The 14,871-nt window shown below is 64.1% G+C and carries 16 protein-coding genes and 1 pseudogene; 10 read left to right on the top strand and 7 right to left on the bottom strand.

What is annotated here, in order from left to right:
* The first annotated feature begins 62 nt into the window (after positions 1-62).
* Positions 63-1,508, top strand: a complete 1,446-nt coding sequence (locus EPD80_RS08365) for a cobyric acid synthase (RefSeq protein WP_221928918.1) — start codon at positions 63-65, stop codon at positions 1,506-1,508.
* Between the two features lie 52 nt (positions 1,509-1,560).
* Here the strand turns inward: EPD80_RS08365 and EPD80_RS08360 are convergent, their stop codons facing one another.
* From EPD80_RS08360 to EPD80_RS08345, 4 genes are all read right to left on the bottom strand, one after another.
* Positions 1,561-2,091, bottom strand: coding sequence for a FlgO family outer membrane protein (locus EPD80_RS08360; protein WP_142811025.1), 531 nt, complete (start codon positions 2,089-2,091; stop codon positions 1,561-1,563).
* Positions 2,092-2,093: 2 nt separating this feature from the next.
* The gene (locus EPD80_RS08355; RefSeq protein ID WP_142811023.1) at positions 2,094-2,639 is read right to left on the bottom strand and encodes a hypothetical protein; all 546 of its coding nucleotides are present in this window, start codon (positions 2,637-2,639) and stop codon (positions 2,094-2,096) included.
* 66 nt (positions 2,640-2,705) lie between these two features.
* A complete protein-coding gene (locus tag EPD80_RS08350; RefSeq protein ID WP_142811022.1) occupies positions 2,706-3,530 on the bottom strand; it encodes an enoyl-CoA hydratase/isomerase family protein in 825 nt (274 codons plus the stop codon).
* Positions 3,527-4,216: a GntR family transcriptional regulator gene (locus EPD80_RS08345; protein ID WP_142803815.1), complete on the bottom strand. Its 690-nt coding sequence runs from the start codon at positions 4,214-4,216 to the stop codon at positions 3,527-3,529. Before EPD80_RS08345 ends, EPD80_RS08350 begins: the two co-directional genes overlap by 4 nt.
* 138 nt (positions 4,217-4,354) lie before the next feature.
* On the opposite strand from EPD80_RS08345, the gene scpA reads away from it, so the two are divergent.
* The 8 genes from scpA to EPD80_RS11395 all read left to right on the top strand — a co-directional run bounded on the left by scpA (position 4,355) and on the right by EPD80_RS11395 (position 12,989).
* On the top strand, positions 4,355-6,520 hold the full coding sequence (gene scpA / locus EPD80_RS08340) for a methylmalonyl-CoA mutase (RefSeq protein WP_142811020.1): 2,166 nt from the start codon (positions 4,355-4,357) through the stop codon (positions 6,518-6,520).
* Positions 6,521-6,523: 3 nt separating this feature from the next.
* A complete protein-coding gene (gene meaB / locus EPD80_RS08335; RefSeq protein WP_221928917.1) occupies positions 6,524-7,555 on the top strand; it encodes a methylmalonyl Co-A mutase-associated GTPase MeaB in 1,032 nt (343 codons plus the stop codon).
* A 9-nt stretch (positions 7,556-7,564) separates the two neighbouring features.
* Positions 7,565-9,097: an acyl-CoA carboxylase subunit beta gene (locus EPD80_RS08330; protein ID WP_142811018.1), complete on the top strand. Its 1,533-nt coding sequence runs from the start codon at positions 7,565-7,567 to the stop codon at positions 9,095-9,097.
* A 43-nt stretch (positions 9,098-9,140) separates the two neighbouring features.
* Positions 9,141-11,138 carry an acetyl-CoA carboxylase biotin carboxylase subunit gene (accC, locus tag EPD80_RS08325; protein ID WP_142811016.1) on the top strand — a complete coding sequence of 666 codons (1,998 nt, stop codon included), beginning with the start codon at positions 9,141-9,143 and terminating at the stop codon, positions 11,136-11,138.
* 162 nt (positions 11,139-11,300) lie between these two features.
* Positions 11,301-11,582, top strand: coding sequence for a type II toxin-antitoxin system Phd/YefM family antitoxin (locus EPD80_RS08320; RefSeq protein WP_142811014.1), 282 nt, complete (start codon positions 11,301-11,303; stop codon positions 11,580-11,582).
* Positions 11,566-11,844: a Txe/YoeB family addiction module toxin gene (locus EPD80_RS08315; protein ID WP_142811012.1), complete on the top strand. Its 279-nt coding sequence runs from the start codon at positions 11,566-11,568 to the stop codon at positions 11,842-11,844. The genes EPD80_RS08320 and EPD80_RS08315 overlap by 17 nt, the downstream gene beginning before the upstream one ends.
* A 276-nt stretch (positions 11,845-12,120) precedes the next feature.
* Positions 12,121-12,345 carry an AbrB/MazE/SpoVT family DNA-binding domain-containing protein gene (locus tag EPD80_RS08310; RefSeq protein ID WP_142811010.1) on the top strand — a complete coding sequence of 75 codons (225 nt, stop codon included), beginning with the start codon at positions 12,121-12,123 and terminating at the stop codon, positions 12,343-12,345.
* On the top strand, positions 12,342-12,989 hold the full coding sequence (locus EPD80_RS11395; RefSeq protein WP_221928916.1) for a putative toxin-antitoxin system toxin component, PIN family: 648 nt from the start codon (positions 12,342-12,344) through the stop codon (positions 12,987-12,989). Before EPD80_RS08310 ends, EPD80_RS11395 begins: the two co-directional genes overlap by 4 nt.
* 67 nt (positions 12,990-13,056) lie before the next feature.
* Here EPD80_RS11395 and EPD80_RS08300 read toward each other — a convergent pair whose 3' ends face one another.
* Together EPD80_RS08300 and EPD80_RS08295 are read right to left on the bottom strand one after the other, a co-directional pair.
* On the bottom strand, positions 13,057-13,377 hold the full coding sequence (locus tag EPD80_RS08300; RefSeq protein WP_142811008.1) for a type II toxin-antitoxin system PemK/MazF family toxin: 321 nt from the start codon (positions 13,375-13,377) through the stop codon (positions 13,057-13,059).
* A complete protein-coding gene (locus EPD80_RS08295; protein WP_142811006.1) occupies positions 13,377-13,595 on the bottom strand; it encodes an antitoxin MazE family protein in 219 nt (72 codons plus the stop codon). The genes EPD80_RS08300 and EPD80_RS08295 overlap by 1 nt, the downstream gene beginning before the upstream one ends.
* Before the next feature lie 223 nt (positions 13,596-13,818).
* Here EPD80_RS08295 and EPD80_RS08290 point away from each other — a divergent pair.
* Positions 13,819-14,292: pseudogene (locus tag EPD80_RS08290) on the top strand (recombinase family protein); the annotation flags it as partial.
* A gap of 35 nt (positions 14,293-14,327) precedes the next feature.
* Here the strand turns inward: EPD80_RS08290 and EPD80_RS11500 are convergent.
* A complete protein-coding gene (locus tag EPD80_RS11500) occupies positions 14,328-14,819 on the bottom strand; it encodes a VOC family protein (protein WP_142811150.1) in 492 nt (163 codons plus the stop codon).
* Positions 14,820-14,871 lie beyond the last annotated feature (52 nt).

Raw genomic sequence — 14,871 nt, 5'->3', positions numbered from 1 at the left:
ACGGCGGGAAAGGGGCGAAGTCGCCCATTATAATCGGGGGTTTTCCGGTCGCGGGGACGGGCATGGCGCGCGCGTTGATGATCCAGGGGACCACGTCGGATGCCGGCAAGAGCACGCTGGTGGCGGGATTGTGCCGCCTGCTCGCGCGTGCCGGCGTGCGTGTGGCCCCGTTCAAGCCGCAGAACATGGCCAACAACGCCGCCGTGACGGCCGACGGGGGCGAGATCGGGCGCGCCCAGGCGCTGCAGGCGTTTGCCGCCGGACTCGAACCCCGGGTGGATTTCAACCCGGTCTTGCTCAAGCCTACCACCGACATCGGCGCCCAGGTCGTGATCCACGGGCGGGCGGTGCATACCCTGTCGGCGCGGGATTATCACGCCTACAAGCCGGTGGCGCTACGGGCGGTGCTCGAATCCTGGGCGCGCCTGCAGGAGGAATTTGAGTGGATCCTCGTCGAGGGCGCGGGCAGTCCGGCGGAGGTCAATCTGCGCGCGCGCGACATCGCCAACATGGGGTTCGCCGAAGCGGTCGACATCCCGGTGGCACTGGTGGCCGACATCGATCGCGGGGGCGTCTTCGCCCAGATCGTCGGCACGCTCGAATGTCTCTCGCCGAGCGAGCGTGCGCGCATGCGCGGTTTCGTCATCAACCGCTTTCGCGGGGACCTCTCGCTCCTTGCACCGGGCCTGCAGTGGCTGGAGGAGCGTACCGGCAAACCGGTCTTCGGCGTGCTGCCGCATTTGGGGAAGCTCGCGCTGGAGGCCGAGGACGGCCTCGCGCCGGCGGAGCGCGCCGAAGGCGCGCGGCTGCGGGTGGCGGCGATCGCCTGGCCGCGCGTGAGCAATCACACCGACCTCGACGCCTGGCGCCTGCACCCCGAGGTCAACTTCCACTGGTGGCACGGCGGTCCCTGGCCCGGAGCCGACCTGGTGGTGTTGCCCGGCTCCAAGGCGGTGCAGGCGGATCTGGCTTGGTTCGAATCCCATGGCGGCCCGGCGCTGCTGCGCCGACATCTGCGCTACGGCGGCAAGCTCATCGGCCTGTGCGGAGGGTTTCAGATGCTGGGTGAGTGGCTCGACGACCCTTTGGGATTGGAAGGTGCGCCGGGCGGCCGGCCCGGCCTGGGGTTGCTCTCCTTGCGCACGCGGCTAGATTCCCGGAAGGTGCTGCGCCGCTGTCGCGGGCGGCTTGCTGCCACACTGGGCGGTGCGGAGGTCGAAGGCTACGAGATTCACCTCGGCGTGAGCGAAGGGCCGGCGCTCGCGCATCCTGTCGTGATCGGCGAGGACGGCGTGCCCGACGGGGCGCTCGCGGAAGACGGGCAGATCCTCGGCACTTACTGGCACGGCCTCTTCGACTCAGCCCCCGCCTTCGCCGCGCTCGCGCACTGGGCCGGGGCGGCGCTCTCCACCGAGGATGCAGTGCAACGGCGCGAAGCGGCGATCGAACGCCTGGCCGCGGCGATCGAGGCGCACTGCGACTGGCGGCGGATGCTTGGCGTGTCCTGAAGTTGATGCGAAAACGCCGCCCGAAGGGCGGCGTTTCTTCGTCCGCTCGAACTCAGCGCAACAGGCTTTTCACGTTGCTGTCCATGGGGACGATGGTGTCCTGAGCCGCGAGCACCTGACCCGTGCCCGGATTGATCGCCTTGACGCTCAGATAGACGGCTTCCTTGGCCGGTGCATAGGTGCCGACCACGACGAGGCGGGCGTCGTGTTCGCGGGCGATCTGGTCGACTTCGCGCGCGAGCATGAGCTCGCCCGTGTCGCGCTTGACGAAGACGGCCGTGCGCAGTTTGAGCTCGGTGACGACGAAGCCGCGCTGCACGAAGCGGTTGGCGACTTGCTCGGTGAGCGTGCGCCCCAAGGTGGTGGAGCGATCGAGTGCATCGACGTCGACGAAGGTGGCGAAGAGCACGGGGCCGGCGCGCAGATCGGGCGGGAGTTGGTCGATCAGGGTGTCGGCCGTCTCATAGGCTTTGTTGATGATTACGGCGGGATCGGCCTTGGGTAGGGGTGGGAGGGTCTCGGTGGCACAAGCGGACAGGGCGAGGGCGCCGGAGAACATGAGGATCGAGAGCGAATGCCGCATGGTCAGTCTCCTTGCACCGTCAGCCAAGTGGGTTCGTACGAGGGGTTGGAAGAGGCCATTTTGGCGTAGAGCTCGGGGCTGGTGATGTAATAGACGTCGGAGATACGGGCGAGATAGCGGTCACCGCGCCGCGCCGATGCCGTGACCATCACTTCGACCTCGGGAGCGGTGGAGAGCTTGGCGTAGCGGCTGTCGAGGTCGATCTCGATGTCGGCCGGCCCTTGCTGGGCGACGTTCCAGCCGCGCCCGACGAGATAGCTGACGAAGGCTTCGCGGAAGGCGGCATCGAAGGTCGAGGAGTAGGCTGCCGGGTGCACGTAGAGGGTGTCGCACAGGGCGGCTTGCGGCGTGCAGGCATTGTCCCGGATCATCATGACGCTCAGCCGCTCGGCCAGGCTCGTGGCCACCGTTTGCCATTGCCGTACTGCCTGGATTTTTTGCTGCGGTTCTTGGGCGAAATCGGTGGGAAGCGGTGCGCCGGGGTTGGTGCAGCCGCCGAGCAGGACGGCACCCAGCGCGGCGGCGATGGGCAGGGGAGCGAAGCGCATGATGCTATCTCCTGGGAATGACAAGGGCGATTCCATGATCTTAGCGTGAAGCGGATGCGAACGCAATCAATGTTCGTCGGGATTTCCTTCGTTCTCGCTTTGGCCGTGGCGTCCGAAACACGGTGGCCGTTTCTCCAGGAAGGCACTGAGCCCTTCGCGGTAGTCGGGATCGTCGAGGAAGGCCAGCCCGGTGCGTTTTTCTTCCTCGGACAGCGGCGTGCACCGTCGTAGGCGGCGCAGCCAGTATTTGTGCATTCGCGCCACGCGCGGTGCTCCGGTGGCGATGCGTCGCGCCACGGCCAGCGCCTCTTCGAGCGCATGGCCGTCCTCGACGAGGTGATGCAATACACCGAGCCGCCACAGGCGCTCGGCATCGAGCACGGCCCCTTCGAGCAGCATCTGCGCGAGTAGACCTTCCGACAGACGCTCGTGCAGCAGGGCGAGTTCGCCGGGGTACATCCAGAAGCCGAGCCGGGCGATGGGGGTGCCGAAGCGGGCGCTGCGTCCGGCCACGCGCAGATCGCATAGCGCGGCGATCTCCAGCCCGCCGCCGATACAGGGGCCTTCGATCGCCGCGATCACCGGCAAGGGACACTCGGCGATGGCGCGCAGCGCTCGCCCAACCTTGCCTTCGTGGTAGTCGAGCGCCGAGGCGAGGTCGGCGCGCACGCGGGGGAATTCTTCCAGATCGCCCCCGGCGGCGAAGGCGTTGCCTGCACCCGTTAGGATCACGCTGCGCCAGGGAAGATTTTCGGCGGCGAGTTCGAGAAAGAGATCGCCCAGCGCCTGCCACAGGGCGGCATCGAGCGCATTGCGTTTTCCCGGATTCTCGAGGGTGACGACCAAGCAGGCCGATTCGGGGTGTGGGGTCGTGTGCAGGGTTCCGCTCATGAGGATTCTTCAGTATCTAGGGTGGGGGTGGCATCGCGGCGCAGGTGGGCGATTGCCTCGCGTCCGGAGCGCAGATGCTCGCGCATGCACCGTTCGGCGGCCGCGGCCTCGCCCTCGAGCAGGGCGGCGAGCAGCTCGCGGTGTTCCTGCAGGCTGCGTTCCAGGCGCCCTTCGTCGTAGAGCGAATGGTGACGGCTCAACCGTATCTTTTGACGCAGATCTTGGATCGTGCTCGAAAGGAAAGGGTTGTTCGCGAGCCGCAAGACTTCGGCGTGGAACGCCTGGTTCGCCTCGAAGAATTCGTCGATCGCGCCGGGGTGTGCCGTTTCCTCCAGACGCTGGTGTAGTCGCCGTAGCCGCTGGGCAGCTCCTTCGTCCAACCGTTCGGCGGCGCGACGCGCGGCGTGGCCCTCGAGCACCGCGAGTACGTCGAAGATCGCATCTAGCTCCGAGGCGGAGATCTGACTGACGAAAGCGCCGCGCCGCGGGATCAGGGTCACCAGCCCCTCGGCGGCGAGCACTTTCAGGGCCTCGCGCAAGGGGGTACGCGAAATCCCGTATTCGGCCGCCAGGCCCAGCTCGTCGATCGGCTGTCCTGGCGGTAATTCGTGCGCGAAAATGCGCTGACGCAGCCTCTCGGCCACTTCCTGGTAAAGTGCTTGGGGCGCGATGCGTTGTGGGGTCATCGGCGAGGGCTCTCAGGGGCTTCCATAATTATGGATTACATATTATATTTCCTGTTTTCGTTTTTTTGTCTCCTCAGCTGAAGCTCGCCGTCTCGTTGGCGCGAAGGCGCAGCCATCATCCTCGTCGAGGGTTGTTTCATGTCCAAATCCGCACCTAGCTATCCCCAACCCGATCTCGAAGCCTGGAAAAAAGCCGCGGCCAAGCAGGCGCCCGACGGCGACTTGAGCCGGCTCGACTGGCACACGCCCGAAGGCATCGTCGTTCATCCCCTCTACGTGCGCGCCGACCTCGACCGTCTGCCGCACGTCGACACGCTGCCCGGGTTCGAACCTTTCATCCGCGGGCCGCAGCCGACGATGTATACGGTCAAACCCTGGACCATCCGCCAGTACGCGGGTTTTTCCACCGCCGAGGAATCGAACGCCTTCTACAAGAAGACGCTCGCCGGCGGCGGGCAGGGCATCTCGGTGGCCTTCGATCTGGCCACGCACCGCGGCTACGATTCCGACAATCCCCGTGTGATCGGCGACGTCGGCAAGGCGGGGGTGGCGATCGACTCGGTCGAGGACATGAAGATCCTCTTCGACGGCATTCCGCTCGACAAGGTCTCCGTGTCCATGACCATGAACGGGGCGGTGCTGCCGGTGCTCGCCGGCTACATCGTGGCCGCCGAGGAGCAGGGGGTGCGGCAGGATCAGCTCTCGGGCACGATCCAGAACGACATCCTCAAAGAATTCATGGTGCGCAACACCTACATCTACCCGCCCGAGCCGTCGATGCGCATCGTCGCCGACATCATCGCCTACACGGCCGAGCACATGCCCAAGTTCAACTCCATCTCGATCTCGGGCTACCACATCCAGGAGGCGGGGGCGACGCAGGCGCTCGAGCTCGCTTTCACCCTGGCCGACGGCATGGAATACGTGCGCACCGCCATGAAACGGGGCCTGGACATCGACAAATTCGCCGGGCGGCTGTCGTTTTTCTTCGCCATCGGCATGAACTTCTACCTCGAGATCGCCAAGCTTCGCGCGGCGCGCTACCTGTGGTGGCGCATCATGAAGGAGTTCGGCGCCAAGAATCCGCGCTCGATGATGTTGCGTACCCACTGTCAGACTTCCGGCTGGTCGCTCACCGCCCAGGATCCCTACAACAACATCATCCGTACCACGATCGAGGCCATGGCCGCGGTCTTCGGCGGCACGCAGTCGCTGCACACCAACGCGCTCGACGAGGCGATCGCGCTGCCCACCGAGTTCTCGGCCCGCATCGCCCGCAACACGCAGCTCATCTTGCAAGAAGAGACCCACATCACCAACGTCATCGACCCTTGGGCCGGCTCCTACATGATGGAAACGCTCACGCAGGAGATGATCGACAAGGCCTGGTCCATCATCGAAGAAGTCGAGGCGATGGGCGGCATGACCAAGGCGGTCGAATCCGGCTGGGCGAAGATGAAGATCGAGGAGTGCGCCGCCGAGAAGCAGGCGCGCATCGACGCCGGGCTCGACGTGATCGTGGGCGTGAACAAGTACCGTCTGGAGAAGGAAGACCACCCCATCGAGGTGCTGGAAATCGACAACCGCGCCGTGCGCGAGAAGCAGATCGAGCGGCTGAAGAAACTGCGCGCCGAGCGCGATCCCGTGAAAGTGCAGCAGGCGCTCGAGGCGCTCACCCGCTGTGCCCAGACCGGGGAAGGGAACCTCCTCGCGCTCGCGATCGAGGCGGTGCGCGCCCGCGCCACCGTGGGGGAAGTCTCCGATGCCCTGGAAAAAGTCTGGGGCCGCTATCAGGCCAATCCGCAGACGGTCACTGGCGTCTACGGCGCCGTCGTGGAGGGGCGCGAGGAGTGGCGTATGCTCAAGGACGAGATCGAGCGCTTCATCGAGGAAGAGGGCCGTCGCCCGCGCATCATGATCGCCAAGCTGGGTCAGGACGGGCACGACCGGGGGGCCAAGGTGGTCGCCTCCGCTTTTGCCGATCTCGGGTTCGACATCGACATCGGTCCCATGTTCCAGACGCCCGAAGAGGCGGCGCGCCACGCGGTGGAGAACGACGTGCATGCCGTGGGGGTGTCGACGCTCGCTGCCGGCCACAAGACTTTGGTGCCCGCGCTCATCGACGAGCTCAAGCGCCTAGGGGCCGAGGACATCATCGTCTTCGTCGGTGGGGTCATCCCGTCGCAGGATTACGATTTCCTCTATGCGGCCGGCGCCAAGGGCATCTTCGGGCCGGGCACGCCGATCCCCGAGGCGGCGCGTCAGGTACTCGCGGCGATCCGTGCCGCCCGTGGCCGAGGGTGAGCCGTGTCGCAGCGGGAAGCGGTGCCGGAGCGTTTTGACGGGCAGCCCGAACTCGGCGAGGAGGATCGCGCCCTCGTCGAAGGCGTGCTCGCGCGCCAGCTACGGCCGCTCGCCAAGGCGATCACCCTCATCGAATCGAGCCGGCCCGATCATCAGCGCCGGGCCGAGGCGGTGCTGCAAGCGCTGCTGCCGCACACGGGCGGGGCGCTGCGCCTGGGTATCTCCGGCGTGCCGGGGGTGGGCAAGTCGACCTTCATCGAGGCGCTCGGCCTTTATCTCATCGAGCGCGGGCATCGCGTCGCCGTGCTCGCCGTCGATCCTTCCTCCAGCGTCTCGGGCGGCTCCATCCTGGGCGACAAGACGCGCATGGAGCGCCTGAGTCGCGATCCGCGCGCCTTCATCCGCCCCAGCCCTTCGGCGGGCAGCCTCGGCGGCGTGGCCGAGAAGACGCGCGAGACGATGCTGGTGTGCGAGGCGGCAGGGTTCGACGTCGTCATCGTCGAGACCGTGGGCGTGGGGCAATCGGAGACGGCGGTCGCCAACATGACCGACATGTTCGTCCTGCTGCAGCTGCCCAACGCCGGCGACGATCTCCAGGGCATCAAGAAGGGGATCATGGAGCTCGCCGACCTCATCGTCATCAACAAGGCCGACGCCGATTCGGCCGCGGCGATGCGGGCCAAGGCCCAGCTCGAGACGGCGCTGCACATGCTGCGCCCGGCACATCCCGACTGGCGCGTGCCGGTGCTGCTCGTGTCGGCGCTCAAGCGCGAGGGGCTCGATCGCTTCTGGGAGACGGTGCTCGCCTTTCGCGACACGATGCAGAAAAACGGAGCACTTGCCGAAAAACGCCGCCGTCAGGCGCTCGCCTGGATGTGGGAACGGATCGACGCCGAACTCAAGCGCCGTTTCCGACAACACCCTGCCGTGCGCACGATGCTGCCGGCGATCGAACGGGACGTGGAGAGCGGGCGGCTTGCGCCGGTGGTTGCGGCGCGGCGCCTGCTCGATGCGAGCCAGACCATCAGTCAGTGAGGATAAACCATGCAGGACATCATCCGTCGATTGGAAGAGCAACGCGCCCGCGCCCGGCTGGGCGGCGGCGAGCGGCGCATCGCCGCCCAGCACGCCAAGGGCAAGCTCACCGCGCGCGAGCGCATCGAGGTGCTGCTCGACGAGGGCAGCTTCGAAGAGTGGGACATGTTCAAGGAGCACCGCTGCACCGATTTCGGGATGGACGAGGAGCACATCCCCGGTGACGGCGTGGTGACCGGCTACGGCACCATCAACGGTCGGCTCGTCTTCGTCTTCAGTCAGGACTTCACCGTCTTCGGCGGGTCCCTGTCGGAAGCGCACGCCGAGAAGATCTGCAAGATCATGGACCAGGCGATGAAGGTCGGTGCTCCCGTGATCGGCCTGAACGACTCGGGCGGGGCGCGCATCCAGGAAGGGGTGGCGTCCCTGGGTGGCTATGCCGATGTGTTCCAGCGTAACGTACTCGCCTCCGGCGTGATTCCGCAGATCTCCATGATCATGGGGCCGTGTGCGGGCGGCGCGGTCTATTCGCCGGCGATGACCGACTTCATCTTCATGGTGAAGGACACCTCCTACATGTTCGTCACCGGTCCGGACGTGGTCAAGACCGTCACGCACGAAGAAGTCACGGCCGAAGAGCTCGGCGGCGCGATCACCCACACCACGCGCTCGGGCGTGGCCGATGCGGCCTTCGAGAACGACATCGAGGCGCTCTTGCAGCTGCGCCGCTTCTTCGACTTCCTGCCGCTCAACAACCGCGAGAAACCGCCGGTGCGTCCCACCAGCGACGTGGCCGAGCGCATGGAACCCTCGCTCGACACCCTCGTGCCCGATAACCCCAACCAGCCCTACGACATCAAGGAGCTCATCCTCAAGGTGGTCGATGAGGGCGACTTCTTCGAGATCCAGCCCGACTACGCCAAGAACATCGTCGTCGGCTTCGGGCGCATGGAAGGCAAAACCGTCGGGTTCGTGGCCAACCAGCCCATGGTGCTCGCCGGCTGCCTCGACATCAAATCCTCGATCAAGGCGGCGCGTTTCGTGCGCTTCTGCGATGCCTTCAACATCCCCATCGTCACCTTCGTCGACGTGCCCGGCTTCCTCCCCGGTACGGCCCAGGAATACGGCGGCATCATCAAGCACGGCGCCAAGCTCCTCTATGCCTATGCCGAAGCCACGGTGCCCAAGATCACCGTCATCACCCGCAAAGCCTATGGCGGTGCCTACGACGTGATGTCCTCCAAGCATCTGCGCGGCGACGTCAACTTCGCCTGGCCCACCGCCGAGATCGCGGTCATGGGGCCGAAGGGCGCGGTAGAGATCATCTTCCGCGACGAGAAGAACGACCCCGAGAAGATCGCGGCCCGCGAAGCGGAGTACCGCGAGAAATTCGCCAACCCCTTCGTGGCGGCGCGGCGCGGCTACATCGACGACGTCATCATGCCGCACGCCACGCGCAAGCGCATCTGCCGCTCGCTGGCCATGCTCGAGGACAAGAAACTCGAAAACCCCTGGCGCAAGCACGGCAACATCCCGCTGTGAGACGGCAGGCCAACGGTTCATCGCAATGAGGGAAAACACCACCATGTTCAAAAAGATTCTGATCGCCAACCGGGGTGAAATCGCCTGCCGGGTGATCAAGACCGCGCGCAAGATGGGAATCGCCACCGTGGCGGTCTATTCCGAGGCCGACCGGCGCGCGCTGCACGTGCAGCTCGCCGACGAGGCGGTATGCATCGGCCCGGCGCCTTCCAAGGAATCCTACCTGGCGATGGACAAAATCATCGCCGTGTGCAAACAGACCGGCGCCGAGGCGGTCCATCCCGGTTACGGCTTTCTCTCCGAAAACGAGGAATTCGCCCGTCGGCTCGAAGAAGAAGGCATCGTCTTCATCGGACCGAAACACGCGGCGATCGCCGCGATGGGCGACAAGATCGCCTCGAAAAAGCTCGCCATGCAGGCGGGCGTCAATACCATTCCCGGCTACAATGACCCGATCGAATCGGCCGATGAGGCCGTGCGCATCGCCCGCGACATCGGCTACCCGGTGATGATCAAGGCTTCGGCCGGCGGTGGCGGCAAGGGTCTGCGCGTAGCCTACGACGATGCCCAATGCCGCGAAGGGTTCGAATCCTGCCGCAACGAGGCGCGCAATGCCTTCGGCGACGATCGCGTCTTCATCGAGAAATTCGTCGAAGAGCCGCGCCACATCGAGATCCAGGTCTTCGGCGACGCCTACGGCAACTACGTCTATCTCTTCGAGCGCGAATGCTCGGTGCAACGTCGCCACCAGAAAGTCGTGGAAGAGGCGCCCAGCCCCTTCATCGACCCCGACACCCGCCGCGCCATGGGTGAGCAAGCGGTGGCGCTCGCGCGCGCGGTCCAATACCAGTCCGCCGGCACGGTCGAATTCGTCGTCGGCAAGGACAAGTCCTTCTACTTCCTCGAGATGAACACCCGCTTGCAGGTCGAACACCCGGTCACCGAGATGATCACCGGGCTCGATCTGGTCGAGTGGATGATTCGCATCGCCGCCGGCGAGAAACTGCCGCTGTCGCAATCCGAGCTGCGCATCGACGGCTGGGCGATGGAATGCCGCATCAACGCCGAGGATCCTTTCCGCGGATTCCTGCCTTCCACCGGGCGCCTGGTGAAGTTTCGTCCGCCCGCCGAAGTGCCGGGCCAGCTGCGCGTCGACACCGGCGTCTATGAAGGCGGCGAAATCTCGATGTACTACGACTCGATGATCGCCAAGCTCATCGTGCACGGGCGCGACCGGCTGGAGGCGATCGAACGGATGCAGGAGGCACTCGACGCCTTCGTCATCCGCGGTATCCACTCGAACATCCCCTTCCAGGCGGCGCTCATGCAGCATCCGCGCTTCCGCGAGGGTCGGCTCACCACCGGTTTCATCGCCGAGGAGTTTCCTGAGGGATTCACGCCGGAGATGGTGCCGCACGAAGACCCCTTGATGCTGCGCCTCATCCTCGCGGCGGTCGAACACAAGCTGCGCCTGCGTAACGCCCGCCTCTCGGGTCAGATGAACGGCCATCGCTACACGCCCTCGCCGAACTACCAGGTGATCGACGCGCAGGGTGCCACGGCGGCCACGGTCGAGGAACTCTCGGACACCCGCTTCGTGGTGCGCTCGGGTGATCGGGTGCTGCAGATCGACTTCGACCCGCGCTGGCGCCTGGGCGAGATCGTGCTCCAGGTGCGCATCGGCGATGCGCCGATGACGGTGCAGCTCGAACGTGAGGGTATCCTCTACGTCCTGCGCCATCACGGTGCCGAGCTGCGCGCCCGCGTCTTGCCGGCCCACATCGCCGCTCTCTGGTCGCTGATGCCGGTGAAATCGCCCCCCGACATGTCCAAGTTCCTCCTCTCGCCCATGCCGGGGCTGCTGCGCGAGGTCGCGGTCGCCGAAGGGCAGGAGGTGAAGGCCGGGGAGAAACTCGCCGTGATCGAGGCGATGAAGATGGAGAACATCCTGCGCGCCGAGCAGGACGGTAAAGTGAAGAAGATCGTCGCCAAACCGGGCGCGAGCCTGGCGGTGGACGAAGTGATCCTCGAATTCGAATGAGCTTCCTCCCTCGCGAGGGTGAAGAAAAGCCGGCCTCTGGGGGTCGGCTTTTTTCTTTTCAAAATCAGCGTGTGACAGCAGTGAGTGGGAACTGACGGAAGAAGGGGTTCCTTTGTCATGTCATAGTTGTACAATATATATGTCCAACTAACGGAGATCGTCATGACCATCGAAACCACCTACAGCCAGGCCCGCAAGCAACTCAAGACTCTGATGGATCGTGCGGTCGATGACCGTGAAGTCGTCGTGGTGCGTCGCCGCTCGGGGGGGGCCGTTGCAATGATTGCCGCCGATGAACTACAAAGCCTGATGGAGACAGCGCATCTGCTGCGCTCGCCAAAGAATGCGGAACGTCTGTTGACTGCCCTGGCCCGTGCTCGGGCCGGTGAGGTCGCACCCACTGCGGTCGATGCCCTCGAGAAACTCTATGGCATCGAAGACTGAGCTCAAGCGCGTCGCGGTGTTTCATCCCGAGTTCTTGGAGGACTTGAGCTACTGGGTGGAAACAGAACGCCGCACTGCCAAGCGCCTCCTGGAGCTGGTCAAGGCCGTCCTGCGCGATCCATTCAAGGGCATTGGCAATCCCGAACCATTGAAGTATCTGGGCCCGGATGTCTGGTCACGCCGGATCACGCAGGAACACCGTTGCGTCTATCTGGTGAAAGCGGATCGGATCGAGTTTTTGCAAGGCCGCTACCACTACTAGCCAAGCTGTCGGAGCAGTTGTGTCGGAAACGCTCGATTACCACGTCGGTGTATTGCAAAGGCGAGGCGCCCATTGATGCAATGGTAAATGATGGTCAATGGGTGTTCCTTTTTGTGCGTTACCGGGTAGAGGAATCGCACCTCCAATCTTCTGCCGGCTTCGTCCCGGCCACTGGGTGTCCCTTTCTGTTCTGTTCTGCCTTTCTGTTCTGTGGTTTCATTGGCCTGAAAACTCGCGAAAATTTGATTCCTTACTTCATTGCTTTCGGAGATTGTCATGCTGACCAAGCGCACGAGCAAGAACCAGGTCACCTTGCCCAAGGCCATCGTCCAGAGCGTGGGCGAGGCCGACTACTACGACGTCACGGTTCAGGACGGCAAGATCTTGCTGACGCCGGTTCGCCTGCAGCAGGCCGACGCGGTACGGGCCAAGTTGGAGGAACTGGGCATCACGCAAGACGACGTGGCTGAGGCCATCGCCTGGGCGAGACAGCGCACATGAGCAGCACCCCGCGCGTTGTCCTCGATACCAACTGCCTGGTTTCGGCCCTGATCTTCTCGCGGGGTAAGTTTGCTTGGCTGCGCGAGGCGTGGCAGGCCAAGCATTTCATCGCTTTGGCCAGTCGCGACACGGTCAGCGAACTGCTGCACGTCCTTGCCTACCCCAAGTTCAATCTGAGTCAGGACGACCAAGAAACGTTACTGGCTGAATTTCTGCCGTTCGTGGAAACCGTTAAGGTCGAGGCAAGGCCCGGAGGGCTGCCGGAGATTCGTGATCCCGGCGATGTGATCTTTCTGGCGCTCGCCGCCGTGGCTCAGGCTGATGCACTGGTCAGTGGCGACAGCGATATTCAGGCGGTCAGAGACCAGGTTCGCATTCCCATCCTCACGGTGACTGAGTTCGCCGACTGGCTGCAGGCCCACTGCCAACTGTTCGCCAAAAAGCGCGGTCACCGCCGACTTCCTTCAGCGAAGCCCTTGCTGCGTCGACGTCGGTGGTCAGCACCCAGTCGGTTGATCCGGCGATGTCGACATGCAGCAGATGCACGGGGCAGCTCAGACCGTAGTGGGTCAGTGCTCCCGGTCAACGTTGCCGTCGTACTCGACGATGGCGATGGCAGCGCGCTCCTCCAAAATAAAAAATAAAAATGGATGTCCCTTTTTTTCCTTTGTTGTCAATCGGATAGGTTCTTGGCGTACGACTTGCATCCGATCAGATAAGGCCAACGACCAGCAGCAGCGCTCTATCTACCGCTTTCATCCGCTCGCCATCGAGGCGACCAAACGGCTCGCTGATCTTGGCGCGCGGTAGCGTCGAGAGCTTGTCCACCATGACTTGCGAGATCACACGCAGTCCGTTGGCCTGGTTGGGTTCCACGGTGACGCGAAACGCGACATTGCGCAGATTGCTCGTCACCGGGCACAGCACCACGCTTTCCAGCTCGGAGAGCAAGTCGGATTGGACGATCAGGGCGGGCCGTGGTTTACCGTAGTCACCTGGCAATGAAACCGTTACGAGATCGCCTCGCTGCATCAATCCCACCCTTCGATGTCCAATGCAGCCGCTTCAGTGAAGCGCAAAACCTCGGCTTCCGCCGCGTCGCCCTTCAGGCTTTGGCACTGCGTGCGCAGCTGCGCCCTGAACTCGGGTGAGCGGGTATCTGGCACCCAAAACTGGACAGGCCGCAGCCCCGCCGCGCGCATCTGCTCACGGTAGCGCGCTACCTTGGATTCCTTGGTCGTTGAAGTCATAGTGCGCTCCAGTGGTTACATTTCAATTTTCATGATACTACACATGTAATAAAAATGGTAAAACCGCCCGTTTTCGATAACGCCACTCCACCACCCGCTGCACCCCGTGATTCCAAGGCCTTCACTCTCTCGAAACCCGTTCTTGAAATAGAATGCTCGTTTCGTTCGATCGTTGCGGGTTTCGAGAAATGCGCCTCACCCCACTTCCAGGGAACCTTCCACGTTGATCGGTTACGCCCGCGTCTCGACGCAGGATCAGAACCTCGAGCTGCAGCGCGAGGCCCTCACCAAGGCCGGGTGCGAGCGCATCTTCGAGGATCGGGCAAGCGGCAGCCGTACCGACCGCGAGGGTCTGGCACGGGCCATCGACATGCTGCGCTCAGGGGATACGCTCGTGGTGTGGAAGCTCGATCGCCTGGGCCGTAGCGTCAAGCAGCTGCTCGATCTGGTGGGGGAACTGCAGCAGCGCGGGGTTCAGTTCAAAAGCCTCACCGATGCGATCGACACGAGTACGCCATCGGGTCGGTTCTTCTTCCACGTGATGGCAAGCCTCGCGGAGATGGAGCGCGAACTCATCGTTGAGCGCACCCGCGCCGGGCTCGAGGCGGCCCGCAGGCTCGGTCGCAAAGGGGAACGCCGGCCCAAGAATCTTGACTTGTTCCGGTCGCTGCGCACCAAACGCCTTGCGCTTCCTCCCGCTCGCTCATTTCTTCAGCGTCTCCCTGGACAAAATCAACGTGAGGCAGCAGCGATCGTCGCGTACGCTTCGATCACTTCCGGCGGAGCCTGGACGAGCTCAATGAGCACGCCTTCGCCGCTCACGGGGAATTCGTCGTTGCCCTTGGGGTGGATGAAGCAGATGTCGTAGCCGGCCGCGCCGCGGCGAATGCCGCCGGGGGCGAAGCGCACGCCATGCGCCGAGAGCCACTCGACCGCCTTGGGCAGGTCGTCGACCCACAGCCCGACGTGGTTGAGCGGGGTGGCGTGCACCGCCGGTTTTTTCGCCGGATCGAGCGGCTGCATCAGGTCGACCTCGACCTTGAAGGGGCCCGCGCCCAGGGCGACGATGTCTTCATCCACATTTTCGCGCTCGGAGCGGAAAGTGCCGGTGACCGGCAAGCCGAAGAGTTCGACCCACAGGCGGGCGAGCCGCGTTTTGTCCAGCGCACCGAGCGCGATCTGCTGAATGCCGAGGATGCGGAATGGGCGGGAAGGATCGTTCATGGTCATGGTATGGATTCGGTCGCAGGGAAGAAAAAAATGATTCTACTCCCAG

This window comes from Tepidiphilus olei, from assembly GCF_006980705.1.
GTDB lineage: Bacteria > Pseudomonadota > Gammaproteobacteria > Burkholderiales > Rhodocyclaceae > Tepidiphilus > Tepidiphilus olei.
The sequence above is the reverse complement of the archived record's forward strand: the minus strand, read 5'-3'. Positions and strand labels throughout refer to the sequence as shown.

Excerpts from the sequence above, each read along its gene's own strand:
- accC (WP_142811016.1), top strand. The coding sequence starts at position 9,141 with ATGTTCAAAAAGATTCTGATCGCCAACCGGGGTGAAATCGCCTGCCGG.
- EPD80_RS08315 (WP_142811012.1), top strand. The coding sequence starts at position 11,566 with ATGGCATCGAAGACTGAGCTCAAGCGCGTCGCGGTGTTTCATCCCGAG.
- EPD80_RS08295 (WP_142811006.1), bottom strand. The coding sequence starts at position 13,595 with ATGACTTCAACGACCAAGGAATCCAAGGTAGCGCGCTACCGTGAGCAG.
- EPD80_RS08360 (WP_142811025.1), bottom strand. The coding sequence starts at position 2,091 with ATGCGGCATTCGCTCTCGATCCTCATGTTCTCCGGCGCCCTCGCCCTG.
- EPD80_RS08365 (WP_221928918.1), top strand. The coding sequence starts at position 63 with ATGGCGCGCGCGTTGATGATCCAGGGGACCACGTCGGATGCCGGCAAG.
- EPD80_RS08355 (WP_142811023.1), bottom strand. The coding sequence starts at position 2,639 with ATGCGCTTCGCTCCCCTGCCCATCGCCGCCGCGCTGGGTGCCGTCCTG.
- EPD80_RS08330 (WP_142811018.1), top strand. The coding sequence starts at position 7,565 with ATGCAGGACATCATCCGTCGATTGGAAGAGCAACGCGCCCGCGCCCGG.
- EPD80_RS11395 (WP_221928916.1), top strand. The coding sequence starts at position 12,342 with ATGAGCAGCACCCCGCGCGTTGTCCTCGATACCAACTGCCTGGTTTCG.
- EPD80_RS08320 (WP_142811014.1), top strand. The coding sequence starts at position 11,301 with ATGACCATCGAAACCACCTACAGCCAGGCCCGCAAGCAACTCAAGACT.
- EPD80_RS08350 (WP_142811022.1), bottom strand. The coding sequence starts at position 3,530 with ATGAGCGGAACCCTGCACACGACCCCACACCCCGAATCGGCCTGCTTG.
- EPD80_RS11500 (WP_142811150.1), bottom strand. The coding sequence starts at position 14,819 with ATGAACGATCCTTCCCGCCCATTCCGCATCCTCGGCATTCAGCAGATC.
- EPD80_RS08345 (WP_142803815.1), bottom strand. The coding sequence starts at position 4,216 with ATGACCCCACAACGCATCGCGCCCCAAGCACTTTACCAGGAAGTGGCC.
- scpA (WP_142811020.1), top strand. The coding sequence starts at position 4,355 with ATGTCCAAATCCGCACCTAGCTATCCCCAACCCGATCTCGAAGCCTGG.
- EPD80_RS08300 (WP_142811008.1), bottom strand. The coding sequence starts at position 13,377 with ATGCAGCGAGGCGATCTCGTAACGGTTTCATTGCCAGGTGACTACGGT.
- EPD80_RS08310 (WP_142811010.1), top strand. The coding sequence starts at position 12,121 with ATGCTGACCAAGCGCACGAGCAAGAACCAGGTCACCTTGCCCAAGGCC.